This window comes from Kribbella hippodromi, from assembly GCF_039531045.1.
Lineage (GTDB): Bacteria > Actinomycetota > Actinomycetes > Propionibacteriales > Kribbellaceae > Kribbella > Kribbella hippodromi.
This window is the reverse complement of record NZ_BAAAPH010000034.1, coordinates 46,651-69,936: the sequence shown is the minus strand read 5'-3', so window position 1 is coordinate 69,936 and position 23,286 is coordinate 46,651. Positions and strand designations below refer to the sequence as shown.

General features: G+C 67.3%; 24 protein-coding genes. 5 read left to right on the top strand and 19 right to left on the bottom strand.

Going from position 1 to position 23,286, the window contains the following annotated elements:
• Positions 1-476: 476 nt before the first annotated feature.
• A complete protein-coding gene (locus tag ABD260_RS35230) occupies positions 477-1,640 on the top strand; it encodes a sensor histidine kinase (protein WP_344240911.1) in 1,164 nt (387 codons plus the stop codon).
• A gap of 82 nt (positions 1,641-1,722) precedes the next feature.
• A complete protein-coding gene (locus ABD260_RS35225) occupies positions 1,723-2,379 on the top strand; it encodes a response regulator (RefSeq protein WP_344240909.1) in 657 nt (218 codons plus the stop codon).
• Here ABD260_RS35225 and ABD260_RS35220 read toward each other — a convergent pair.
• From ABD260_RS35220 to ABD260_RS35210, 3 genes are all read right to left on the bottom strand, one after another.
• Entirely contained in the window at positions 2,371-3,465 is a 1,095-nt protein-coding gene (locus ABD260_RS35220) for an MAB_1171c family putative transporter (protein ID WP_344240907.1), read from the bottom strand. The two genes, ABD260_RS35225 and ABD260_RS35220, sit on opposite strands and share 9 nt — an antisense overlap.
• Positions 3,462-3,917 carry a hypothetical protein gene (locus ABD260_RS35215; RefSeq protein ID WP_344240905.1) on the bottom strand — a complete coding sequence of 152 codons (456 nt, stop codon included), beginning with the start codon at positions 3,915-3,917 and terminating at the stop codon, positions 3,462-3,464. Before ABD260_RS35215 ends, ABD260_RS35220 begins: the two co-directional genes overlap by 4 nt.
• Before the next feature lie 76 nt (positions 3,918-3,993).
• Complete coding sequence (locus ABD260_RS35210; RefSeq protein WP_344240903.1) at positions 3,994-4,425, bottom strand: helix-turn-helix domain-containing protein; 432 nt, start codon at positions 4,423-4,425, stop codon at positions 3,994-3,996.
• A 149-nt stretch (positions 4,426-4,574) separates the two neighbouring features.
• On the opposite strand from ABD260_RS35210, the gene ABD260_RS35205 reads away from it, so the two are divergent.
• Complete coding sequence (locus tag ABD260_RS35205) at positions 4,575-4,787, top strand: Ntn hydrolase family protein (protein WP_344240901.1); 213 nt, start codon at positions 4,575-4,577, stop codon at positions 4,785-4,787.
• 86 nt (positions 4,788-4,873) lie between these two features.
• On the opposite strand, the gene ABD260_RS35200 is transcribed toward ABD260_RS35205, so the two are convergent.
• From ABD260_RS35200 to ABD260_RS35180, 5 genes are read right to left on the bottom strand one after another with little or no spacing between them, the layout of a single operon-like run.
• On the bottom strand, positions 4,874-6,136 hold the full coding sequence (locus tag ABD260_RS35200; protein ID WP_344240899.1) for an aspartate aminotransferase family protein: 1,263 nt from the start codon (positions 6,134-6,136) through the stop codon (positions 4,874-4,876).
• Positions 6,133-6,525 (bottom strand): RidA family protein, encoded by a 393-nt coding sequence (locus ABD260_RS35195; protein WP_344240897.1) that lies wholly within the window; start codon positions 6,523-6,525, stop codon positions 6,133-6,135. Before ABD260_RS35195 ends, ABD260_RS35200 begins: the two co-directional genes overlap by 4 nt.
• 22 nt (positions 6,526-6,547) lie before the next feature.
• Positions 6,548-7,723, bottom strand: a complete 1,176-nt coding sequence (locus tag ABD260_RS35190; RefSeq protein ID WP_344240895.1) for a mandelate racemase/muconate lactonizing enzyme family protein — start codon at positions 7,721-7,723, stop codon at positions 6,548-6,550.
• Positions 7,724-7,748: 25 nt separating this feature from the next.
• Complete coding sequence (locus ABD260_RS35185; RefSeq protein WP_344240893.1) at positions 7,749-8,504, bottom strand: creatininase family protein; 756 nt, start codon at positions 8,502-8,504, stop codon at positions 7,749-7,751.
• Complete coding sequence (locus tag ABD260_RS35180) at positions 8,501-9,364, bottom strand: NAD(P)-dependent oxidoreductase (protein WP_344240891.1); 864 nt, start codon at positions 9,362-9,364, stop codon at positions 8,501-8,503. The genes ABD260_RS35185 and ABD260_RS35180 overlap by 4 nt, the downstream gene beginning before the upstream one ends.
• Positions 9,365-9,450: 86 nt before the next feature.
• On the opposite strand from ABD260_RS35180, the gene ABD260_RS35175 reads away from it, so the two are divergent.
• Both ABD260_RS35175 and ABD260_RS35170 read left to right on the top strand, forming a co-directional pair.
• Positions 9,451-10,353: a dihydrodipicolinate synthase family protein gene (locus ABD260_RS35175; protein WP_344240889.1), complete on the top strand. Its 903-nt coding sequence runs from the start codon at positions 9,451-9,453 to the stop codon at positions 10,351-10,353.
• Positions 10,350-11,090 (top strand): NAD-dependent epimerase/dehydratase family protein, encoded by a 741-nt coding sequence (locus ABD260_RS35170; protein WP_344240887.1) that lies wholly within the window; start codon positions 10,350-10,352, stop codon positions 11,088-11,090. Before ABD260_RS35175 ends, ABD260_RS35170 begins: the two co-directional genes overlap by 4 nt.
• On the opposite strand, the gene ABD260_RS35165 is transcribed toward ABD260_RS35170, so the two are convergent.
• The 11 genes from ABD260_RS35165 to ABD260_RS35115 form a co-directional block, all read right to left on the bottom strand.
• Positions 11,087-11,824: a FadR/GntR family transcriptional regulator gene (locus ABD260_RS35165; RefSeq protein WP_344240885.1), complete on the bottom strand. Its 738-nt coding sequence runs from the start codon at positions 11,822-11,824 to the stop codon at positions 11,087-11,089. The two genes, ABD260_RS35170 and ABD260_RS35165, sit on opposite strands and share 4 nt — an antisense overlap.
• Before the next feature lie 65 nt (positions 11,825-11,889).
• Positions 11,890-12,849: a nitrilase-related carbon-nitrogen hydrolase gene (locus tag ABD260_RS35160; RefSeq protein WP_344240883.1), complete on the bottom strand. Its 960-nt coding sequence runs from the start codon at positions 12,847-12,849 to the stop codon at positions 11,890-11,892.
• Positions 12,850-12,868: 19 nt separating this feature from the next.
• Positions 12,869-13,612, bottom strand: coding sequence for an SDR family NAD(P)-dependent oxidoreductase (locus tag ABD260_RS35155; protein WP_344240881.1), 744 nt, complete (start codon positions 13,610-13,612; stop codon positions 12,869-12,871).
• A complete protein-coding gene (locus ABD260_RS35150; protein WP_344240879.1) occupies positions 13,599-14,597 on the bottom strand; it encodes a Gfo/Idh/MocA family protein in 999 nt (332 codons plus the stop codon). The genes ABD260_RS35155 and ABD260_RS35150 overlap by 14 nt, the downstream gene beginning before the upstream one ends.
• Complete coding sequence (locus tag ABD260_RS35145; RefSeq protein WP_344240877.1) at positions 14,594-15,379, bottom strand: amidohydrolase family protein; 786 nt, start codon at positions 15,377-15,379, stop codon at positions 14,594-14,596. The genes ABD260_RS35150 and ABD260_RS35145 overlap by 4 nt, the downstream gene beginning before the upstream one ends.
• Before the next feature lie 26 nt (positions 15,380-15,405).
• Positions 15,406-16,575, bottom strand: coding sequence for a Gfo/Idh/MocA family protein (locus tag ABD260_RS35140; RefSeq protein WP_344240875.1), 1,170 nt, complete (start codon positions 16,573-16,575; stop codon positions 15,406-15,408).
• Positions 16,576-16,626: 51 nt separating this feature from the next.
• Positions 16,627-18,165, bottom strand: a complete 1,539-nt coding sequence (locus ABD260_RS35135; RefSeq protein WP_344240873.1) for an FAD-dependent oxidoreductase — start codon at positions 18,163-18,165, stop codon at positions 16,627-16,629.
• Between the two features lie 2 nt (positions 18,166-18,167).
• Positions 18,168-19,469 (bottom strand): ABC transporter substrate-binding protein, encoded by a 1,302-nt coding sequence (locus ABD260_RS35130; protein WP_344240871.1) that lies wholly within the window; start codon positions 19,467-19,469, stop codon positions 18,168-18,170.
• Between the two features lie 26 nt (positions 19,470-19,495).
• Positions 19,496-20,386 carry a carbohydrate ABC transporter permease gene (locus tag ABD260_RS35125; RefSeq protein ID WP_344240869.1) on the bottom strand — a complete coding sequence of 297 codons (891 nt, stop codon included), beginning with the start codon at positions 20,384-20,386 and terminating at the stop codon, positions 19,496-19,498.
• Positions 20,387-20,398: 12 nt separating this feature from the next.
• Positions 20,399-21,352: a carbohydrate ABC transporter permease gene (locus ABD260_RS35120; protein ID WP_344240867.1), complete on the bottom strand. Its 954-nt coding sequence runs from the start codon at positions 21,350-21,352 to the stop codon at positions 20,399-20,401.
• 22 nt (positions 21,353-21,374) lie between these two features.
• Positions 21,375-23,282, bottom strand: coding sequence for a glycosyl hydrolase family 28-related protein (locus ABD260_RS35115; RefSeq protein ID WP_344240865.1), 1,908 nt, complete (start codon positions 23,280-23,282; stop codon positions 21,375-21,377).
• Positions 23,283-23,286: the final 4 nt, after the last annotated feature.

Here is a 23,286-nt window from a genome sequence, read left to right as displayed (position 1 = left end):
TCGGCATACACAACACCCTCCATCAGGCGTTGCTTAGACCGATGGACTCCGCCCCCGTTCACCCCCTGCATGCGGCTGGTGAACGGGCACGACGGGACGTTCACCCCTGAAATGGTCCGCGAACCAGGCGGCTGGCGCCCCGCTCAACCACTGGCATGTGGTTTCGCCACGGGCATCTTGTTGCACCGCTGGCATCTTGTTGCACCGCTGGCATCTTGTTGCACCACCGGCGGGTTGTTTCGGTGCTGGCATGTTGGTTCGCCACTGGCGGGTTGTTTTGGTGGTGGCGGGTTGTAGGGCGTCAGTGGTCAAATGACCTGTCATCCCGCCGACCGAGGGCCGCAGGTCGCCGGCGGTGGCTCAGCTGGTTGCTCGACCCGGGGAGGGCTGTCGCACGTGGCGGGCGGTTGCGCGTACAACTCGGGCCGTACTTTCGGCCGGTTCTGTGCGTGTTGCTGGTTCCGTACGCTGGCTGCATGCAACTGGCGAGGAGGGCTACCGACCTGGCTCTTCTTGGCGTGCTCGCAGTGCTGCTTGGGTTTTCGGCGTATGAGCTGGCCAGGGTCTGGGGTTCGGGTTACTGGGTTCTTGATGCCGTCGCGGGGGCTGTGGTTGGGGTGGTCGCGCTGGTTCGGCGGCGTGATCGGTGGCGTACTGCGATCGCCGGCTTGAGCGTCGCGGCGGTCGCGGTGGTGATCGCCCGGGTGGGCGGCCTGCCGACTGAGCCGGGGCCCGGGATGGCGCTGGCGCTGGCGGTCCTGGTTGGATCGGGTGTCGCCACGCTGCCCCGGATTCAAGCCATCCTGATCGCCGCCGGTGGGGCCGTGGTTTCCGCGGGCAGCATGCTCAGCAGTCAAGGGTCAGGCGTCAGCGTCGTGAACGCGACCGCATGGCTGATTGCCATGATCGCGGGCGCCGGCTTGAGATGGCGTGACGTACGCCGAACCGCCACCGCGAACCGCATCCGTCAGGACGAACGCCTGAACCTCGCCCGGGAACTGCACGACGTCGTCGCCCACCACATCTCCGGCATCGTCCTGCAAGCACAAGGGGCCCGGATCGCGGGACGGCGACACCCCGCTGAGTACGACAACTCCCTCGCCGGAATCGAGTCTGCCGGAGCCGAGGCACTGACCGCGATGCGCCGGGTTGTCGGGCTGTTGCGCGATGACGATGTGGTACCTGGCCCGGTTGGGCTGGATCACCTGCGCGAACTGGTCGAACGCTTCAACGCGCACGGTCCCAAGACCACGCTCCAACTCCCACCCGACGAACCGCCGTGGCCGCCCGAAGTCACCACCACCATCAGCCGAGTCGTCCAGGAGTCGCTGACCAACGTAGCCCGCCACGCCCCGCACGCCGACACGGTCACAGTGAAAGTGCTCCATGCAGAAGATGAGGTAACAGTCGAGATCGCAGACAACGCCGAGCCCGCTCCCGCGCGATACCAACGCAGCGGCTTCGGCCTGCTCGACCAACGCAGCGGCTTCGGCCTGCTCGGCATCCGCGAACGAGTAGAAGCCCTAGGAGGCACCCTGTCCGCCGGCCCCCGCCCCACCCCACCCACGACCCGCGACACCACCCTCCACGGTTGGACAGTTTCCGCCTCACTCCCCCTCGACCGGACCAGCCACCGATGAGTGTGGTGCGAGACTGCCCAGCGGTTCCTGGTCCGAGTGGTCCGGTGACGATCAGCGTGGTGTATCTGGGCGGGGTGAGTTGGTGACGATCAGGGTGTTGGTGGCGGATGACCAGGTGATGGTGCGGAATGGGTTGCGGCTGATTCTTGAGGGGGAGCCTGATATTCGGGTGATCGGGGAGGCCGCGGATGGGGTGGAGGCGGTCGCGCTGGCGCGGGAGTTGCGGCCGGATGTGTGTTTGGTGGATATCCGGATGCCGCGCTTGGACGGTGTCGAGGTCACGCGCGCGCTCGCCGGCCCTGACGTACCGGATCCGCTGAAGGTGGTCGTCGTGACCACGTTCGACCTCGATGAGTACGTGTACGGCGCGTTGCGCGGTGGGGCGGTCGGGTTCATCCTGAAAGATGCGGGTCCGGCTTTGCTGGCGGAAGCCGTACGCGCCGCGAACGCCGGGGATGCGCTGGTGTCGCCGTCGATCACGGTCCGGCTGCTCCGCCAGTTGACGTCGGTGTCCACGCCGGTACCCACGCCGGCCCGACGCTCCCGGAAGCCGTTGTCCGATCGCGAGGTCGAGGTAGTTCAAGCAGTCGCCCGCGGCCGCACCAACCACGAAATCGCCGCCGAGCTCTTCATCTCGCTGAGCACCGTGAAGGGCCACGTCGCCGGCATTCAAACCAAACTGGGCGCCCGAAACCGCACCGAACTAGCAGTGTGGGCCTGGCAATCCGGCTTACTGTGAAGGAACTCCCACGAGACGAACCGCGTCGGCTACTTGGCCGAGCCAGATGACTTCGACTGCTAGCGGCTCCCCCTCGGCCGGCGGCTCGGGCTGTGATGTGGGAGCGGTCGTGTGAGTGGGTGGTTGGCCTGTGCGGCGGGCGTTTGTTGCGGCTACGAGGAGGTTGGCTTCTCCGGCGGGAGTTGGGTTGGGCGCCGAGGGTAGGTGGTCGCGCAGGGCCAGGTAGCCGTCGCGGATTTCGATGACTCGGCGGTACAGGGCGAACTCGGCGTTGCGGTAGCGGACGCTTACGCCGGGGTCGAGCACGACATCCGGAGCGGCGCTCGACACCAGTGCCCACAGTGGTTCGAGGCGGGTGTACTCGCGGCGGGCTCGGTGGGCGCGGATCAGGCGCGCGAGGGTGCTGTGCCACAGTCCGACCGTGGCGCCGATCGCGGCGAGACCGATGGCGGTCGCACCTAGTACTGCGGACGTCGCGTCCTCCGCCAGCACGATGCGACCGTTGCGGAGGAGGGCGGCGAGGTCACTGATGGTCCACGCGACCCAGCAAAGACCGGTGATGCTGCCCGCGGTGATGAGCACCAGGCCGACCCGCAACGGGCCGGTCGCGCTGCGGACGACGGCGCCGATCGAGATCGTGAAGATCAGCAGGCCGGCGAGACCGTACGCCACAAACACCGTCAGGTACGCGGCGAATGCGCCGACGCGACCCGGCGCTACCACGAGATCCTCGCCCACGGGGTGCGGGGCGGCGAGCAAGAACAGGATGGTTTCGGTCGCGATGGTCGCCAAGGTCAGCACGATGACCGCGCGTCGATGGCGGGTGGTTCCGCGGAGCGTACCCAGGAACAGGATGAGGAACCCGAGGCCGAGGATCTTCAGGCCGTCGCTGGCGAGGGTGGTGAGCATCGGGACCGAACGGCTGTGGTCGAACAGGTCGACCGCGTCGGGCGTGGTCAGTGCCATGCCGAGGGCCAGGCACGCGTTCAGGCACCACGAGTACCGCACGCCGGGGTAGCCCGATCGGATCAAGCGGTACGTGAGTAGACCGAATGCGCCGACCCCGGCCAAGTACGCGACGATCACCGCGACGTGCCGCCGAAAGCCTCGCCGAGCCCTTTCAGTTCATCGGTGTACTTGCGCGGCGCCGGGCCGGCGCTCCGCTGGGTAAGGTACGTCGCCACCAACTCAGCTTCCCGCTCCTGCGGATCCGTGTACGCACTCCGCCCGAGCACCCGCCGAACCAACTCCGCCGACAACCCAGGCAACACCACCCCACCTCCGCGCTCGTCGGGGTGGTCATCCCCGTGCAGGTTCGCGCCGGTGTGGTCGCAGAGTAGGTGGGCTACTTCGTGGAAGATGATGTGCTGGCGGTGCAGGGCGGTTGTGTGGGTGGGGGCCAGGATGTAGTCGGTGGTGTCGGTGGAAACCAGCAGTCCGCACGCGACATCCATCGAACTCGGCAACACCTCGATCGGCCGGCCGCGCAACTCCGCGATCCCGGCCAAGAACCGCTCCTGCTCGAACGGAACCGGCATCGGCACCCCCGCCGCCACCCGCTCACACCGCCGCCGCAGCCCCGACTCCCCGAACCTAAACCCCCGCGCCATCGGGTCAGGCCTTTTCGCCGGGTGTGCGGTCGTTTTCGCGGCGGGCTATGGCGTCGACCATGTCGCGGATGACGGCCTGGCCGTCCGGCGACAGGGTGACCGCTCGCAGTGCGATCGCGCGTACGCCGGCGTCGCGCAACGCGCCGAGCAACGTCAACTCCTCCGCGAGCTTCTCGCTCTGTTCGTCGTCGAAGAAGTACGACGGCGGCACCTGGAAGAACTGCGCCAGCGCCTCGAGATGGCGCTTCGTCGGATTGTCCCGTTTGCCGGTCCGCAACTGCCAGAGGTACGTCGTCGAGAACGTCTCGCCGGTCGCCTCACGGCAGGCCTGGGCGACCTCTTCGTTGCTGTAACTGGCCCCGTCCGGCCGGCGGACCACCTCGAACAGCTTGTCGATCTTCCCGGCCAGACTGCGACCGGTATCGGACTGCGGCATGGCGACACCGGCCCCCTTCTGTCAGCTTCCTCCCGGTAGTTTACTCATTCATTTCAGCTAATGCTGTACCTGGCCATCACATCTCAGCTAATCTCCCTTCCTGCGGGGCACAGCTCCGCGGACCGTACACACAGGGAGGAATCCGGACTATGCGAAAGCTCAAGGCGAAGGTCGCCTCGGGGGTGGCCGCCGGCTTGCTGGTGACCGGGATCGGCGCGGCGGTGCTCGCGACCGGCAACGACAACGGCTCGACCACCGACTCGGCATTCATGTGCTCGTCGTCCTCGTGCTACGTCTACGGCCAGATGTGGCCCGGCTCAGGCCACTACTGGGACTTCCAGGACAACTGGCCCCGCTGGTAACAACCGGCAGCAGCTAGTAGTAGTCCCCAGCGAAGCGGCTGTCCCGGGGGAGCCGCTTCGCTGGTTAGCTCTCGCACTCAACCTGGCTAGCTCTTGGACCTCAAGACCGCATCGACCGCCGTCACCGCGGCGTCGGCATCGGCGTCGGTGTGGGCGGCGGACACGTACCAGACGCCGCGCCCCGCAACCCAGAGCCCTTGCTCGGCGAAGTCGGCGGTGAGTTTCGCGTACTGCTGCAGATCGAGCCGCGCCAAGCCGTCGTAGTCCGTGATCGGCTTCGTATCGTCAGGATCGAGCGCGATGCCGACGTGGAAGGCGGCCGGTACGCCCTGGATCCGCAGGGGGAAACCGTGGTTGTCACCGAGTTCGGCCAGGTCGCGCATCAGCCGCGTCCCATGCTCGCTGATCCGCGCATACGGCGGGTCCTCGGTGAGCACCTGCAGCGTCGCCGACACCGCGGCCGCCGCCATCACGGACGCATTGAACGTTCCGGAGTGGTTCACCCGCCCCGTACCGAGCTCCGACATCAAATCCGCCGAACCAGCCAATGCGGACACGGGCCAACCGCCCGCAAGCGCCTTCCCGTACACGGCGAGGTCCGGCGTCACACCGTAGTACTCGGCCGCACCACCGAGACCGAGCCGGAACCCGGTGATCACCTCGTCGAAGATCAGCACCGCGCCCGCCGTCGTACACGTCTCCCGGACGAACTGCAGGAAGCCGTCCTCCGCCGGGATCACTCCGGCGTTGCACATCACGGGTTCGAGAATCACCGCGGCGATCTGATCCGGATACCGATCGAACACATCGGCCAGCGTGGTCGGGTCGTTGTACGGCACGACCAACCAGTCCGCGAGCGCATCCGTCGGCTGCCCGGCCGACGCCGGCGCGGGCCAACCGCGTTGGTAGTCGATGAGTACGGAGTCCAGCCAGCCGTGGTAGGTACCAGCGAACCGCACCACGCGCCGCCTGCCCGTCACCGCCCGTGCGAGTCGCAGCGCGGCGTGATCGGACTCGGTGCCGGACACGCCGAAGCGAACCTGCTCGGCCCAACCGACCGCCTCGACGAACCGCTCCGCCGCCTCCACCTCCAGCGGATGTTGCGCACCGTAAACCATGCCCTTGGCAACAGCTTCCGCTACGGCGGCGGTCACCACCGGATGCCCGTGCCCGAGGAATGCCGGTCCCTGGCCGAGTAGGTAGTCGACGTACGCGCGACCGTCCACGTCCCACAATCGCGCACCCGAACCATGCGTGAAGAACCGGCGCGGCGACAGCAACCGGACATTCGACGAAACCCCGCCCGGAATCACCCGCTCGGCACGCTGCTGCCAAACCTCGGTACTCATCGCGCGACCCCCGGAATCCAGAACACGGCATCGATCTCGATCGCAAACCCGGGCAGTTCGACAGGTACGGTCGTACGCGCCGGATAAGGCTCCCGCAACCGTTCTTTACAGACCGCATTCCACTCCGCAAAGTCCGCCTGATCGGCCAGATATCCACCGATCCGCACCGCCCGGCTCAGATCCGTACCGGCGGCGATCGCGAGCGCTTCGAGGTTGTCGAATGTCGCGTGTGCCTGCTCGCCGAAACTCTCACCACGCAGCCGGCCGTCCGGACCGAAAGGTCCCTGGCCGGACACGAACAACAAATCACCGACCCGAACCGCGGGCGAATACGGACCGGCCGGTGGGCCGATTCGGCCGGATCGGATGGCAACAGGTGCATCGGTCATCGAAAAGATCCAATCAAGAGGTTCAGCGGGTGCCGTTGCGGTCGTAGTCGTAACGCGGTGGGTGTTTGCTGATCTCATCCACCCGTAGCCGCGGCCCAAGACCCGGATCGTCGGTGACCACCCACACCCCGTTCTCGACGCGCGGCGGGTTCTCGAGGTAGCGATCCCAGAACACCAGCTGTTCCGGTGTGATCATCGATTCGGACATCAAGAAGTTCGGCAACGTCGCGCCGAGCTGCCAGGCCGCCGCGCTGGCCAGCGGCCCGAACGGATTGTGAAAGGCAACCGAAACTCCCTGTGTCTCGGCCAGCGCCGCGATCCGCTTCGCCGCGGTGATTCCGCCGCACCACGCGACATCAGGCTGCGCGACGCTGACCGCGTGGTTCTCCAAGAACGGCGCGGCCCCGTAATGGTTTGCCCACCGTTCCCCGGTCGCGATCGGCGTCGACGAACGCTGACTGACCTCGCGCAGCCAGTCGGCACGCTCGTACGGCACCGGCTCCTCGATGAAAGCCAGCCCGAACGGCTCCAGAGTCTCGGCCAGCCGGACCGCGTTCGCCACACTCAGCCGGCCGTGACAGTCCAGCATCAACGTGACGTCCGGACCGGCTTCGTCGCGGGCAGCCTGGAAGTACTCGGTGATCAGCGACCAGAACCAGTTCGGCAGCGGCTCGGTCTCGGTCAGCCGGGCCGGGATCGCCGCCGGCTGCTCGTGATGAACGCTCGACACCTTCGTGTAGAACCCGGGCAGCGTCGTCTTGATCGCCCGGAACCCACTGTCCAGCCGGTCCCGGATCTCCGCCGCGAACAGCTCCGGGGTCTCGGTCGCCCGCGCATGCGTGTACACCGGCACTTCGTCGCGGAACTTCCCGCCCAGCAGCCGGTGCACTGGGACACCGAGATCACGCGCGTTCAGATCCCACAACGCGTTGTCGAGCGCCGAGATGCCGATCGTCAGCAGGGTGCCGCCCAGGAACGAGTCCCGGTACAGCCGTTCGAAGTGCTGCTCGATCCGGGTCGGGTCCTTGCCGACCAGGTACTCGCCCAGCTCCTCGATCAGCGCGGCGACCGTCCGCGTCCGCCGGCGCATGCCGACCTCCGACTCCCCCACCACGCCGGCATCGGTCTCTATCCGTACGTAGTGCGCGTTGTAGTAACCGAACTCAGCGGCCCACTGGCGCACCGCGGTGATCTTCACGAGCACTCCTTGTCCTTGGCGCGGATCATCGTTCGTCCGCAACGAAGCTCCGGGCGAACTCGGCCGCCCGGGCGCGAACCACCTCGACGATGGCCTGCCCACGCTCGACGGACGCGCGGCGTGGATCGCCGAGCGCGCCGTTCGCGGTCCACTCGTCGAACCAGATGGGTACGTCGACCGACGCGCTGACGGGCTCGGTGAACGGGTCGCGAGGACCGGTCAACGGCGCCACGTCGAGTTCGCTTGGCCGGACCAGACTGTCGTCGAGCACCATCGCGAGCGAGGTCTCGATCTCGCACGCGTGGTTCCGCCGCCAGCTCGGACCGGCCTCACGGTCGACCACGTCCCGGCCGAGCTGTGCCCACATCACATGGGCGACGCGCAGCTTGCTGTCCCGTCGTGCTTCCCGCGCGGCCAGCCGGATCGCGTCGATGTTCCCGCCGTGGCCGTTCAGCACGATCACGCGGCGTACGCCGTGATGCGCCACCGACTCGAACACATCGAGCAGCAGTGAACGCAGCGTCTGCGGGCGCAGCGTGATCGTCCCCGCGAAGGGCAGGTGATGCTCGGACAGACCGTACGGGATCGGCGGAAGCAGTACGGCATCGGCGCCCAGGTCGGTGGCGAGCATCCGGGCCAGCACGGTCGCAATCGTGGTGTCGGTACGGAGTTCGAGATGTGGCCCGTGTTGCTCGGTCGCACCGATCGGCAGGATCGCTACCTTTGCCGTACGCAACGAACTTGCCGCTTCGACTGTGGTCAGCCGGGAGAGCTCGGTCATGCGATCGCCAGCATCTGTGATCCGACGTTGCCGCCGAGGGTTGCCTCGGTGTGTACGGCTGCTTGGTGAACGAGGCCGGTCAGCGGCAAGGTGACGCCCAGGCGATGTGCTTCAGCGACGGCGAGGCCCAGGTCCTTGACGAGGTGCGCGATCTTGAAGCCTGGTGATTCGTCGCCGTTGGCGAGCTTGGACAGGATGAAGTCACACAAAGGGGCGCCTGCCGCGCCGGCCATGATCGACGTGACGACCTTCGCGACCTCGAGGCCTTCCGCTGATGCGAGTCCGAATGCCTCGCCGCAGGCCTTAGTGGTCGCGGCGACGACGAGTTGATTGACCAGCTTCGCCGCCTGGCCGGCGCCGGACGGACCGTGATGGACGACGGTGCTGCCGAGGACTTCGAAGATCGGCGCGGCGACCGCCAGCGCGGACTCGGGCCCACCGACCATGATCGACAGGGCACCGGACGCCGCACCGAACGGTCCGCCACTGACCGGAGCGTCCAGAACCGGGACCTCGAGCGGCTTGGCCACCCCTGCGATCCGCTGGGCTTGCTCGACACCAGAGGTGGTCATGTCGACCAGCACGGTCCCGGGCCGCGCAGCCGCAAGAAGCCCAGCTGCGCCGTTTCCCGAGCCGAGGTACACCTGCTCGACATCGGCGGGCGTGCCGAGCATCGTCACGACCACGTCCGCGCCGGCAACCACCTCCCCCAGCGTGGCGCAGCGCCGTAAGCCGGCCGCGATCAGTGCCTCGGGCAACGATCCGGCGCGGGAGTACACCTGCACCTGATGACCCGCGGCGTGTACCCGCGATACCATCGGCGCACCCATCAGGCCGACGCCGATCCAGCCGATCCTCACATCGCTCTCCCAACCTCTGTCCTAGGACATAAGGATTCTGATAGAGTCCGCGCCAGTTGGCAACCCCTGCAGGGAAAGGGATCGCGATGAGCAAGCATCCGGCCGGCACCTGGTCCGGCGTCGTCCCCGCCGCCCTGACCCACTTCACCGCGGACGGCGCGCTGGACGCCGATGCGACGGCCGATCACCTGCGCTGGCTGATCCGCCAAGGCGCCCACGGCCTGATCGTCGGCGGCACCAGCGGCGAGTTCATCAGTCTTGAGCCAAGGGAGCACCGCCAGCTGATCGACATCGCGATCGACGCCGCCGCTGGACAGGTCCCGCTCATCGTCGGCACCGGGCGATACTCCACCCGCGAAACACTTCAACTCACCGAGTACGCAGCGCAAGCGGGCGCCGACGGGGCGCTGGTCGTCCAACCGTACTTCCAGCGACCGAACCGGCAGGAGATCCTCGCCCACTACCGGACCGTGGCGTCGGTCGGGCTACCGCTGATGATCTACAACATCCCGGCCAACTCGGCTGCGGCACCCGTCAGCGTCGAGGACGCGGCCGCGCTGTACGCGGAAGGCGTCGCGCAGGCGATCAAGAGCACGTTGCCGACGGTGCACCAGCTCCATGAGCTGCGGGCTGCCACCGACGACGGTTTCCGGGTGTTCTACGGCGGCATCACCAGCCCACTCGAAGGTATCGCGGGCGGTGCGCACGCATGGGTCAGCGGCCTGCTGAACGTCGCCGTACCCGAGGCCGTCAAGCTGTGGGACGCGTTGGCGCGCTCGGATCTGCCGGCTGCCCGCGAGGCCTTGCGGCCGATCTTCGCGCTCCGCACGATCATCACCCGTTCGCTGCTCGGCGACGCCGGCGATCTGGCCGTGTACCGCGGGCTGCTCCGCCTGCAAGGACGACCGGCAGGGTACTGCCGGGCGCCGTTGCGCGATCTCACCAGCGAGCAGCTCACCGCGCTGGAAGCGATTCGGAGCGCGGCATGACAAGACTCCTTGTTGTCGGCGGATCAGGCCTGGTTGGCCGTACGACCCTGCCAGGCCTGATGGAGCGGTACGACGTACGCGTACTGGACCTGCAGCCACCCGCGATCGACAGGGCGGTCGACTTCGTCAGCGGCGATGCGACGGACTACCAGGCTGTGGCCGGAGCGGCGCGGGGTTGCGATGGGTTGCTCTATCTCGCGATGGGGCCGAAAGCCGGCTGGGAGTCCGGACCGGAATGGACGGCCCTGCAGTTCGATGTCAACGTGAAAGGGCTGTATCAGTCGCTGACGGCGGCATTCGACGCGGGTTGTTCACGCGCAGCGGTAGCCGGCTCCATGTCGGTGTACGCCGACTATCTCGCGCCTGAGGCCGAACGGCCGGTGCCGGATGCTGACGATGTGTACGGTCTGACGAAGCGGCTCGGCGAGCAGGTTGCCCAGTCGATCGCTCGATCGCGGCAGCGGCCGGTTGTGGCGCTACGACTCGTTGGGCCGATGAGTGATGAGGACTGGCAGGAGTTCCGGGGTCCACATCAGAACGTCATGACCGCCGCCAGCGATGTGGCACGGGCTTTCGCGGCGGCGCTGAAGTACACACCGCCGGCGTTCTTCGACACCTTCGTGGTTACGGGCGATCATGCGAGTACATCGCTGGACTGGAGTCGCAGCCGCGACCTCCTCGGCTGGGCACCACTCGCCCGCCGCAAGCGCCAAAGAATCTCCGACGCAGAGCACTAGCGCTTGCGGCGGCTGGATTTGCCGGCCCGGCTGAACTGTTGCTGCACCCGATCCAGGTGCGAGCGCATCAGCAGCTCGGCGGACACCGGATCGTGGGCTTCGAGTGCCGCGAGCAGCTGGCGGTGTTCGCGGTCGCTGTCCTGATGGGTGCCCCCGCGGGACTCGGTGATCTCCTGGCCCTGCCGCCGCTCCTGCGCCAGCACATCGGAGAGCGACTCCAGAATCGCGACGAAGAAATGGTTCCGGGAGGCGCGGACCAGCGCGAAGTGGAACGCCAGGTCCGACTCGACCCGATGTTCGAGATCGGGCGCCGACTCGGCCTCGTCCAGCATCGTCCGCAGCTCGTCGAGCTCCTTCGCGGTGACGGTCGTCGCCGCCACACCCGCGGCTCGTACCTCGAGCGCCTGCCGCAGCTCGAGCAGCTCGTTGACCGACCCGAACCCGTCCTCGACCGCCAGCCGGAAGTAGCTCTGGATCGCCACCGGCCGCCGCTCGGCGACCATCGCCGGTTTCCCTTGCTGCGTACGGATCACGCCCTGCTGACTGAGCACCCGCAGCGCGTCCCGCACCACCCGCTGGCTGACCCCGAACTGGTCGGCCATCGACGCCTCGGACGGCAACACGTCACCGTCGGCGAGCTTCTGCGACTTGATCATCGCCCGCAGCTCGTCGGCAAGCTGCGCGCCCAAGGGCACCTTGTCCGCGCCTCGGGTCCGGGCTCCCCGAGCTGACACCACGAACTGCCTCCTCGCGTCGAAACTTTCCGCTCAGGCTACCGCACAGCGCTGCAACCTCCGTCCTAGGACAGCAATGCCGCCCTACCCAGCGCGTCGGCCCGGTGCCGCCTGGACCGGTCGAGATACTCGTCCAGCAACTCCATCCCGAACTCCGCGGCGACGGACGGCGCGGTGAGATCCGCGTCCTCCGACGTCAGCATCACGACGCCGAGGCGGCCGGGATCGTGGATGCGGATGCGGCGCCCGTACGCGCGATGTGCTGCCGCAAGGCGGTCCGCGTTGCCGTCGAGGTGTACGAGTACGCGGTCGAGGTTGATGTCGGCGCTGAGCCACGGGGTGTAGTTCGTACTGGAGGCGATGAGCCCGCCGAGGGGATCGTGCAGCTCGGACGGATTCGGGCCGTACACCGCGGAGAGGAAGTAGGAGCGGCAGCGGAACGCCCAGTCGGCTTGCTGCAGTCCGCCGTGGAACGCTGAGCTGAACAGGATGATGTCCGGGTGCTGCGCGGCGTAGCGATCCTGCAACTCCTGGAAATTGAGGTCGAAGCAGATCACCGGGGCCAAGCGTCCGATGGGCCTGTCCAGTACGGAGGCGTCTTGGCCGTACGACAGTCCCTTCTCTGCTTCTTCGATGACGAGGTGGTTCTTGTTGTACGTGCCGCCGGTGCCGGTGGGTTCGATGAGTTCGAGTGCGTTGAACCATTGGCCGGTGGGTGATCGGCGCTGGGCCGCGTACCCGACAATGCACTCGTAGGTGGTGCTGAAGTCCGCGAACACGGTGCGCACGCGGTCGCCACGAACGCGGTAGTACTCGAACTCGTCCGCGGGCGCAAGCAGGCCGATCCCCGGCCGATCACACAGCTCCGGGACCAGCAACAGCTCCGGTCGATCAGGCTGAACCTGCTCCAGCAACCTGCTCCAACTCCGTACCTCCCGCTCCACCAACTGCTCCGGTGACCAAGCAGTCACCTCGCCAGGCGGCGTCCGCCCGATAGCAACCACCCGCAGCTTCCGCAACTCCATCTTCCTTCCAGAACAACTGTCAGTAGGTCAGCCAGCCGCCGTCGACCAGGACGCCGGATCCGGTAACGAAGGACGCGTCCTCCGATGCCAGCCAGGCCACCGCCGCGGCGACGTCGGCAGGCAGGCCGCGGCGACCGAGCGGGGTGCGGCGGCCCCACGGCCCGGGCTCAGGTGCCACCGCCGGACCACGAGTTGCGATGTCACCGGGCGCGACATGCGCGACTCGGATGCCCCGCTCAGCCAGTTCGAACGCCAGCCCGCGGGTCAGTCCGACCAGGCCCGCCTTCGCGGCGGCGTACACAGTCGATCGCGGTTGCGCCGTGTACGCCGCCACGCTGGAGATGTTGACGACGACAGCACCCGGCGCGAAGTTGGGCAGCAGCAACCGCGTCAACCGGAACGGCGCCTTGATCCCGACGTCGATCACCAGGTCCACCCGATCGTCGTCGAAGTCGTCGATGTCCCCCACGGCGGGCCGGCCAGTGGCACTGGCGTTGTTCACCAGCAGATCCACCGAGCCAAGCTGGTCGACCGCCGCCGCGGCCAACTCCCGGCACCCGTCCGCGGTCGCCAGATCCGCACCCACCGGAATCAACCGCCGCCCAGGTGCATCCAGCGTACGAACCGCCTCGATCGCCTCTTCAGCGGTACGCTGCGCGACCACGACCGTGGCCCCTTCGTCGGCGAACCGGCAACTGACCGCCGCCCCGATCCCGGTCCCGCCACCGGTAACCACGACCCGCCACCCGTCAAAGCGCTGCATCAGCCCGCTCACATCCCTGACTCTGCTGGAGGTCGGCGTCATCCTGTACGTGCTGAAGCAGGCGGATCGTCGGCATCACGTCCGCGAGTTCGATCGGCGGCCGCGTACGGTTGGCGACTGCTTGCAGGAATGCCGCGTCCTGCACGCGAACCGCAGCTTCCAGCTCGTCCGCCGGTGAGAGACCTGTGGGTGTCACGGTGGAATCGCCGTTGACGAGACGGCCTTCGCGTAGCAGGTAGGTGTGGTTCTCGTTGATTGCTACGAACTCGTCGACTGGTAGCTGCGAGTGGTACGACAACGTGAGGCCCGCAAGCCGGCCGTCCATGGTGGACAGCACAGCAGCGGCGTCCATCGGTTCCCCCGTACGTGCCCACTTGCCACCCAACCGCCCACTGATCTCGACACTGGTGGTATCGAGAAGCCAGAGAGTCGCGTCGAGCAGGTGCGCGCCATGGTGCCACCAGATCTGATCTGTCCACGCCCGTGGCTGCCCCGTCCAACCGGTGTTTGTCTGGCGGCGCAGCAGCCTGCGAGCCGACAAATGTGCTATCTGGAAGCCCTCGGACTCGACCAGCTCCCGCAGTTTGCGGGGACCTTCGAGGTAGCGCAGGGTGTGAGCGACCATCACCCACTGATCTGCCGCGGCCGCCGTCGCCTGCAACCCCAGCGCGGCCGGCAGACTCGTTGCGACCGGCACCTCGCTCAGCACCGGACGACCCGCTTTAAGCGCGAGCTCAGTGTGCTCGACATGCAGCCGGTTCGGCGACGCGACGATGACCGCGTCCACGGTGTCGTCCGCGACCAGCTGCTCAGCTCGGTCGTACACCCGCGGGCAGCTGAATGTGTTGCCGAAAGCATCCGCCTGCCGGCGATCCGGACCGGCGACCGCGGCGACGTGGTGGCCGAGAGCAAGCACCGCTCGGGCGTGGACAGCGGCAATCGCGCCCGGACCGATGATGCCGACACCCAAGCCGGAGGACTTCACGACAGGACCCGTCGGGACAGGCCGAACAGCTCGACCGTCGAGCGGCCAAGAATCCAGTCTGCTTGATCGGAGGTGAGAAAGGCGGCGTCGCGTACGTGATCGACTGCCTGCGCGTACTCGGCCGGCTGCACTTCCGGACGGTTCCAGTCGCCGCTCCAGGTGATCCGTTGTGCCCCGTACGCGCGCACTGCGGCCCGGAGAAACCTATCCGCGATCGGGTATGGGTACGGTGCCGAACTGTTCGCGTAGAAGCCGGCCCACATCGTCGCGACCTGTGGATACTCCGCCAGCTGGAGAAACGCCTCGAAGTCGGGATGATCGGCCGCCTCCAGCTCGTGGTAGACGGCGAAACCCAGGTGCTCCAGGCGAATCCGGAGGTCCGGGAGCGCCTCGACGATCCGCCGGAACGCGGGAGCGGCGAGGTCGGAGAGCGGTCCGCGGACGCTGGCGACCAAGCCGTTCGCTTCGATCGCTTTCCAGATCGCGAGTGGGTCATTGCCGGTGCTTCGCGATGACGCCCACAACCGGATCCCGCGCACAACCTCGGAGCGCGCCAGCCGGTCGACGTGCCGAACCGCGCCGGCCTCCGCAGGGTCGACCATCGCGACGACCGCGAACCTGGCCGGGTCGGTTTCCGCGCAGTCGATCAGGTACCGATTGTCGGTGTTGCCAACGAATTGCACCAGCACCGCCGCCGCGACACCGGCCGCCGCCATGTCCGGCAGATAATCGCCGAACTCCCGATACTTCCACCGCCCGACATGCACATGCGAATCGACCAACCGAGAAGGATCGTCAGCGCGCAGGCTCACCGGGCCGCCGCCGCGGTCAGTTCCGGCAGCTGATCGCTCACCCGGACCACTCGCGCGGTCCGGCAGGATTCGCGCGCCGCCAAGCACATCGCCACGCTCAGAATCCCGGCCGACAACGGCGAGCTGTCGTTCTGCTCGCCGCGGCAGGCGGCCAGGAACGCCGCCGCCATCGCGGCGTCACCGCCGAAGTGCGCTTCCTCCGTACTCGTCTGCTCCTTCCGGACCGCACCGGTGAAATGATCCTCGACCTCGATCACCCCGGAGTAGAAGTCGAAGCGCAGCGTCCCCCGATACCCGATCAGCGTCGCACCCCGCCGCGCGGCACCCTTCCGCGAATAGAAGTTCTGCGAGTACGCGACCTGCACCCCGGACTCGTACCGGACAATCGCACTGGCCGAATCATGATTCCCGGTGTCAACTCCGAACGCGCACCGCCACGCCTCCGGCGGAACGTTCCCCACCAAGTCGTCCCGCGCGGCGACATTCACCGGACTCTCCGGGCAATCCCCCGCCAGCTCGCAATCCCGGCACAACAATCCAGCCGGCTGGTCTCCGCGAAAGAAGGTCTTCGACTCCAAGGCGGTGACCTCGACCGGCTGCGCGCCGACCAGGTAGTTCAGGTAGTCGAAATCATGCGTCGCCTTCTGCAACCACAGACCGCCGGTGATCGCCTCGTCCCGCATCCAGCCGTGGTAGTACGCCTCCACCCCGTACTCAGGCACGTTGTTGACCGCCTGCACCTGACCGAGTTCACCGATCGCGCCGGCCTCCAGCAGCGCCTTCACCCGGCGGATCACAGCCGCCATCCGCAGCGGAAAGGACACCACGACCGGAGCGGAAGCACCCAGGGCCGCGCGCCGAAGCTCGGTGAGCTGATCCCGGTCGATCGCCACCGGCTTCTCCAAGAACAACGGCAGCCCACGCCGCAGTACGGTCGCCGCCATCGGCGCATGCAGGTCGCAGCGCGTACCGATCAACACGCCGTCCAATGCAACCGAGGCCAGCATGTCCTCGGCCGAGTCGAACCACCGAGCGTCCGGCGCCCGGCCGTGATCGGCGTGTGGGTCCGCGACCGCTGCAATGGACACCCTGGGGTCCGCCTCCCGCAGCACGTGCAGCACGTTGCCCGCCCGGTTGCCGTAGCCGATCACCCCGAGCGCGGTCACCGATCGCCGCCGAAGCGCGAAGCCGGCCGGAGGACAAGGTAGACATTCATCTCACACCTCTTGCTCTGCGTACTCGTCGGGCCATTCGAGGTCGATCCCCCGACGGCGAAGGTACTCCTGATACCGGCTCCGGATCGCCTCGTCGGCCGAAACCTGCCGCGGTTGCGCCTTGTGCTCGACGCAGAAGCGCGCGAGCGTACCGGCTGCCTCCCCGACGTTCCACTCGACCGGATGCACGCGACAGCCACCGTTCGCGATATGCGTCGTCCCCAGGCACTTGCCGGCCGCCACCAGGTTGCCGATGCGTACCGGCAGCAGCGCGCCCAACGGGATCTGGAACGGATACGTGGCGATGTCCACGTAGTTCCGCCCGGACGGTGTCGGATGCAGGTCGATCCGGTACGCCCCGATCCCGACCGAATCCGCAAACCGGTGCGCGCCGACCACCCCCGTACGTGCTGCGACGCCGATGTGGTTCTCCGTCACGGTCGTCAACGCCCGCAGCCGACGCCCCTCGCGTACGTAGTGCCCGCGCGCCAGGCCGTCCGCCGTACCCATCGCCGGGCCGTACGGCCGCAACTCCGGATGCCCAAGCTCCGTCTGCAACCAGTACACGAACGACAGCGTCTGTTCCCTCGCCTCCGCCAGCCGCCGCTGCCGGACGTCATCGGGCACGTCGACGACCGGGCCGCCGAGATAGTCGAGCTGCGGCCAGTTCAGCAACGAGATCTCGGTGGTCGGCTCCCGGTAGTGCCCGCCGTACCGAATCCGCCGGAACCGCCACAAACTCGCCGCCGGCTCGGGCGCGAACAGGTCCCACCGGCGCGCCTCAAGCGTCCACGGATGCGGCACGGTCAGCGAGAACTGCCTGTCGGGCCATCCCTCCGGGCGTACGCTCGCCCATCGCTCGTACCCGGCCGGGCGCTGGATCGTGTGGTCCTCCCCCGGCCGCCGCTCCAGCGCCACACACCAGGTGATCGCTTGCTGCACCTCCAGGCTCGCTACCGTTTCCGCGTGCGGCTCGCCCGTATCCGCCTCAGCCCCAACCACATACTCCGCCCCCGCGAGCGGCAGCAGCTCGCCTTCGTCGGTGGCATCCAGGACATAGTCGGCCGTCACGGTACGAACCTCGCCGCCGGGGCCGGTGAACTCGACCGCGGTGATCTTGTCGTGGGCGGACTCGACCCAAGTAGGCACCCACCCGCGCCACACGCTCGACCCAGCCACGACCCCGTCAAGAATCGAGGCGATGACCGCGGGCTCGGCGCAGATCGGGCTCACCGTGCCCTGACCGGGATTCAGCTCTGACCGGCCCGCCGCCTCGTCCGTCAGCTTCCGATGCGTGCGATACCACTCCCGCACGTGCGTACGCCACTGCCGGTACGAGGCCGTTGACCCGCGATGCTCGATCCACGCGTGCTCATCAGCCGGTACGCCCTGGCTGGTCAGCTGCCCACCGAGCCAGCTGTCCGCGGACACCAGCAGGACGCGCGCGCCGGACGATCCCCAGCGCGGGTCGGCCACGGCCTGGGCGGCGGCGACACCGCCGGTGGTGCCGCCGACGATCAGGACTTCGACATGCAGTTCCATCCTCAGCCGTGCGCCTTCCAGTACTCGGCGGTCTGGGCGGAGATCTTCTCGATGAAGGTCGCGGCGTCGATCTTGCCGAACACCAGCTGGTCGTCGAGCGCGAACAGCACCTTCGTCTGGAAGTCGGAGAACTCAGGACCGGCGCGCAGCTTCTGCACCCGCCCGGTGTCGAGCACCTTCTTCACATCGGCCACCTCCGGCGCCGCCGCCACGTCGGCACTGACCGGAATCTCCTCCGCCTCGGACGCGACCTTCTCCTGGTACTTCTTCTGCAGGAAGAACGACACGAACTTCTCCGCGTTCTCCTTCTGCTTCGCCTTGGCCGGGATCGCGAATCCGATCAGCGAGACTGTCAGCGGCGGCGCCGGCTTGGCCCCGACCGCGGGGAACGCGAACGAGCGGTACTGGAATCCGTCAGCCGCGTACGGCGCTGTCTCCCGCGGCAGCCAGGTGCCACCGAAGATGAAGTCCGCCTTGTCGCTGGCCCACTTCTGCTGCTGCGCCGGAAACTTCGACGCGTCGTAGCCGGCCGAGAAGTAGCCGCCGCCGGCGAGGGCCTGGACCCGCTTGGCGGCCTCGAGATAGGCGGGTTGCTTCCACGTGTTCCCGGTCTTGTCCCGGATCGCGTCGACCCACGCACTGTCACCGCCGAGCGCCAGCGTGAACATGTTCAGGTAGTACATGCTGTAGCTCGGAATGCTTCCGTCCAGCGCGAGCGGCTTCGTACCCTGCGCCTTCTGGGTGTCGAGCACCTTCTGCAGGTCGTCCCACTTGACCGGCGCAGCCTTCGCGAGGTCCGGGAACCTCTTCCCGTTGTAGAAGAACGCCGTCGTGGAGACCTGGTACGGAACCATCACCGGCGCCTTCCCGCCGACCGGTGTCGCCAGCTCGCGGTAGGCGGAACCGACAGTCGCTCCGACGGTACGGCTCTCGTCCGGCACGGTCACGTCGTACACCTTGCTCAGGTCCTCGGCGTCGCCGGTGGTGGCCAGCGTGTTCACCAGCTCGGCGTTGTTCGAGTCGACCAGGTCGGCCGGTACGTTGTCGGTGTTCAGTGCCGGCTGCAATGCCTTGACCGGGTTCCGGCCCTTCCACTTCACGTTGACGTGGATCCCGGTGGACTGCTGGAAGTCGGCGATCGCCGCCGCCATCAGCTTCTGGTTCGGCTCGCCCTCGGACCACATGCTCCACAGCGTGAACTGCTTGCCCCCACCGCCGGCCTGGGAACTGCCGCCGCAGGCGGTCAGCGCCGAGGCCACGACAGCGACCGAGACCACCGCCGCCGGCCATTTCTTGTACGCCACGATCGTGCCTTTCAGTCGGTGCCGGGCTACTTGCCGTAACCCGACGCGATGCCTTCGATGAGTCGCGACCCCATCCACAGGTAGAGCAGGACGAGCGGGATCACGATGATGCCGATGCCGGCGAAAAGGACCGACCACTGCGCGCCGTTGTACTGCATGGTCTGCATGAACCGCAGCAACGACAGCGAGATCGTGGTCTTGTCCTGGAGCAGGATCAGCGCGAACAGCGTTTCGCCCCAGTGCCCGATCGCCTGCAGGACGAAGAGGGTGAGCAGGCCGGACCTGGTCAGTGGCAGCATGATCCGCCAGAACGTGTACGGCGGACTGCACCCGTCGATGGCGGCCGCCTCCTCGAGTTCCTTCGGCAACGAGGCGAAGAAGGCGGTCAGGAAGAACACCGCGAACGGGATGCCGGTGCCGGTACACACGATGATCAACCCGGTCATCGTGTTCACCAGGTGAAGCTTGTCCAGGGCAACGAACAGCGGTATGAACAGCGTCTGCGCCGGAATCCCCAGGCCCATCGCGAAGAACACCGTCGTGGCGCCGGACAGTCGCCATTGGAAGCGGCTGAGCACGTACGCGGCCGGCGCCGCGATCAGCAACGTGGCGATGCCGGACACGAACACCAGCAGCAGAGAGTTCCCGACGCCTTCGCCGAACTTGGCCGACTCCCAGGCCACCTGGTAGTTCTGCCACTGTGGTGAACTCGGCAGCCCGAACGGGCTGTCGAACACCTCCCGGGTGGTCTTCAGCGAGCTGACGAACAGCCAGACCACGATGAAGATGTCGAAGACGGCCAGCGACCAGGCCGCCGGCAGCGCGACGTAGAAGAGCAGCCCTCTGCTCCGCCGTACCCGGCCGGGTACGCGCGGACGCGGCGAGGTCACCGGCCGTTGCAGCAGTGTGGAGGTCATCTGAGTCGCCGATCAGTAGTCGATGGCGTCGCGCCGCTGGGTGACGCGGCGGACCAGCACGGTCAGGATCACGGTCAGCAGCAGCAGGAGGATCGCGCAGGCCGACGCGATCCCGAACCCGGCCTCACCCTCGGACGAGAACGCGGTCGCGTACGAGTACATGGAGAAGTTCCACAACTCGGTCGACGGGAGCTGCCCGGTCGCGCCGGAGAAGGTGAGCAGGAACTCGAAGACCTTCAGCGCGCCGACGATCCAGAGCACCATGCACACTCCGACCACGTCCCACATCATCGGCGCGGTCACGTACCGGAAGCGCTGGAACGAGTTCGCCCCGTCCAGTTCGGCGACCTCGTAGTACATCCGCGGGATCCGGTCGGCGGCCGCCATGAAGATCACCGTGTACCCGCCGGAGCTGAGCCACACCAAACCGATCATGATGGTCTTGAACGCGTTGCCGGTCGCCAGCCACTGCGGCGGACTGTCGACGCCGATGGCCATCAGCACCTTGTTGACCAGGCCCTCGGCGTCGAACAGGAATCCCCACAGAATCGAGATCACGATCCCCGGTACGAGGGTCGGGAAGAAGATCACCGCGCGGACGAACTTCCGCCCGACCATGTCCTGGAGCAGCATCGTCAGCCCGAAGCTGACCAGGAACACCCCGGCACCGACGCCGAAGACGATCAGGAACGTGTTCACGAACGACGACTTGAAGACCGGATCGCGGAACATCCGGACGTAGTTCTCACCGCCGACGAATGTCATCGGCCCGCTGCCGGCCCACTTGTTGAAGCTCAGCCACAGCGTGAAGAGCGTGGGGACGACCATGATGAACAGGTAGATCAGCAACGACGGCGCCAGGAACGGCAGCAGCATCCGCCGGCGGGATCGTTCGAACGGGCTCAACCGCACGCGGCGGCGCGCCGCTGGTACGACTCGTTTCCCGAGCACCCGTTCACTGGTCATCGCCACTTCGGTTCCCTCCTGCTCAGACCTGGTCGAACCGGACGCCGACTTCGGCCAGCACGAAGCCGGCCGCGTCCACGGTCCCGGCCGCGGTGCCCGCGTTCATCCCGAGGCCGAAAGTGACTGTCCCGCTGGCCGGCAGCTTGTCCACGTACGAGATCTGCCGCCAGTCGGTCGTACCGGCCGCGGCCGTTGTCTGCGGACCGAGCTGCCCGGTCGTGAGTACCGGGCCGGCGGTCGTCGAGCCGCTACGGACCCAGCAGGCGAAGTACACGTACTTGCCGGCCAGCTCCGGGTTCACGGCCAAGTCGACAGTCGGGCCCCAGAAGTTGGTCGCCGTACTCCCCGTCAGCCGGTACACCGGGTCCGTCCGGTACTTGGCGCCTGTTGCCGTGAACGAGCCGCCGGATCGCGTACCGACCACCGTGAACGCGGCCGGATCGGCCGCGTAGTTCCTGCGCACCACGCCCTCGATCGCCGCGTTGTGCAACGTACTCGTCGCCGCCTGCAGGTTGAGCACCTCGAGCGGTATGACCTTGTTGGCCGTCTGCTCGACGGCCCAGGACTTGTCGTTCGCCCGCATGGACAGGTTGTCCACCCGCGCACCGTCGCCGGTGGCGCTGGTCCCGGTCAGCAGCACGGTCGTCGTCCTGGGGTTCTTCGCGTTCATGATCGTGTTCGACGCGATCTCGGTGCCGGCGAACCCGGCGAAACAGGCGACGAAATAGTTCGGCTCGGCGATCTCGCCGACTGACACCAGGTTCTCGACGATCCGGATCGGTCCGCACGGATAGTCCGACGCGACCCGGTCCACCACGCCGCCGCCGTTGATGACGATGTGCGCGCGGACCGACAGCGCGGGTGCCGTGAACACATACGGCTGGGCAGCGTTGAATTCGAAATAGTTGTTCGAGATCTCCACCGAGCCCGACGGCCACAGGTAGATCCCGCACTGCCCGGTGCTCTCGATCGTGCACCCGGTGATCGTGATCCCGTACCCGCCGCCCTGCAAGAAGTTGATCGCGATGTTCGTACAGCCCTCGAAATCGCACTGGAAGATGTTCAGCTGATTCAGCTGGCCGCCGGGGAGCGCGCGGATACCGTCGTACGTCGCGGAGAACCGGCAGTCCTCGATGTTGTTGGTCCAGCCGTAGCTGAGCGCGAGACCGGCCTGTGCGAGCTTGCCGAAGTTGATCCGCCGGAACGTACTGGAGGTGATCCGCGGCGCCTTGATCCCGAACCGCACTGTCTTGGTGGCCGGGGCCGAGGTCCCGTCGAAGATCATCAGATCGGAGAACTCGAAGTTGACGCCGATCACGGTGTCCGAGGAGAACTGGAAGATCGCCTCGAACTGCGGGATGCCGGCCTTCGACTCCAGCCGGGTCTGGTTCATCCCGTCGCCGAAGATCCGGATGCCCTTCTTCGCCGGATCGATCAGGATCGGGGCGCTGATGATGTACCGGCCGACGGGGATGTGGACGGCGTCGGCCTGCAGTGGTGAGAAGCTCGTCCGCGGGATCTGCGCCGCCACGATCGCCGCCTGGATCGCAGCCGTGTCGTCGGTGACGCCATCACCGGTCGCGCCGAACCACCTGACGTCGAGCGGACCCTGATCGGTCCGCTTGTAGCGCCCGCCGCCCGCGGACACCAGTACCGTGCCGCCGTTGTCCGCGGACGTGGTGTCCGTTGGGTCGTACCTGAAGGTTCCTTCGCGGAGCTTGTCGACGAGGTAGTAGTACTCGCCGGGAGTGACCGCGGTCATCGCCCTGAGCTCGGCGATGGTGATGGCCACCAAGGTCTCGCCGGTGGTGGTGGCGAGCGCGGTACCGGGGGTCAGCAGCAGATTGGCGCTCGCTGCCGCCGGGACCGCCGCGGCGGCAGCGAGGATCGCGCGACGGCGCGAAGTTCGGGGCTGATCGGGTTTGGCCATGTCA

Coding starts and splice junctions, on each gene's coding strand:
- ABD260_RS35210 (WP_344240903.1), bottom strand. CDS start 4,425: ATGCCGCAGTCCGATACCGGTCGCAGTCTGGCCGGGAAGATCGACAAG.
- ABD260_RS35175 (WP_344240889.1), top strand. CDS start 9,451: ATGAGCAAGCATCCGGCCGGCACCTGGTCCGGCGTCGTCCCCGCCGCC.
- ABD260_RS35230 (WP_344240911.1), top strand. CDS start 477: ATGCAACTGGCGAGGAGGGCTACCGACCTGGCTCTTCTTGGCGTGCTC.
- ABD260_RS35170 (WP_344240887.1), top strand. CDS start 10,350: ATGACAAGACTCCTTGTTGTCGGCGGATCAGGCCTGGTTGGCCGTACG.
- ABD260_RS35215 (WP_344240905.1), bottom strand. CDS start 3,917: ATGCCGGTTCCGTTCGAGCAGGAGCGGTTCTTGGCCGGGATCGCGGAG.
- ABD260_RS35185 (WP_344240893.1), bottom strand. CDS start 8,504: ATGACCGAGCTCTCCCGGCTGACCACAGTCGAAGCGGCAAGTTCGTTG.
- ABD260_RS35125 (WP_344240869.1), bottom strand. CDS start 20,386: ATGACCTCCACACTGCTGCAACGGCCGGTGACCTCGCCGCGTCCGCGC.
- ABD260_RS35195 (WP_344240897.1), bottom strand. CDS start 6,525: ATGACCGATGCACCTGTTGCCATCCGATCCGGCCGAATCGGCCCACCG.
- ABD260_RS35200 (WP_344240899.1), bottom strand. CDS start 6,136: ATGAGTACCGAGGTTTGGCAGCAGCGTGCCGAGCGGGTGATTCCGGGC.
- ABD260_RS35205 (WP_344240901.1), top strand. CDS start 4,575: ATGCGAAAGCTCAAGGCGAAGGTCGCCTCGGGGGTGGCCGCCGGCTTG.
- ABD260_RS35155 (WP_344240881.1), bottom strand. CDS start 13,612: ATGCAGCGCTTTGACGGGTGGCGGGTCGTGGTTACCGGTGGCGGGACC.
- ABD260_RS35115 (WP_344240865.1), bottom strand. CDS start 23,282: ATGGCCAAACCCGATCAGCCCCGAACTTCGCGCCGTCGCGCGATCCTC.
- ABD260_RS35160 (WP_344240883.1), bottom strand. CDS start 12,849: ATGGAGTTGCGGAAGCTGCGGGTGGTTGCTATCGGGCGGACGCCGCCT.
- ABD260_RS35120 (WP_344240867.1), bottom strand. CDS start 21,352: ATGACCAGTGAACGGGTGCTCGGGAAACGAGTCGTACCAGCGGCGCGC.
- ABD260_RS35135 (WP_344240873.1), bottom strand. CDS start 18,165: ATGGAACTGCATGTCGAAGTCCTGATCGTCGGCGGCACCACCGGCGGT.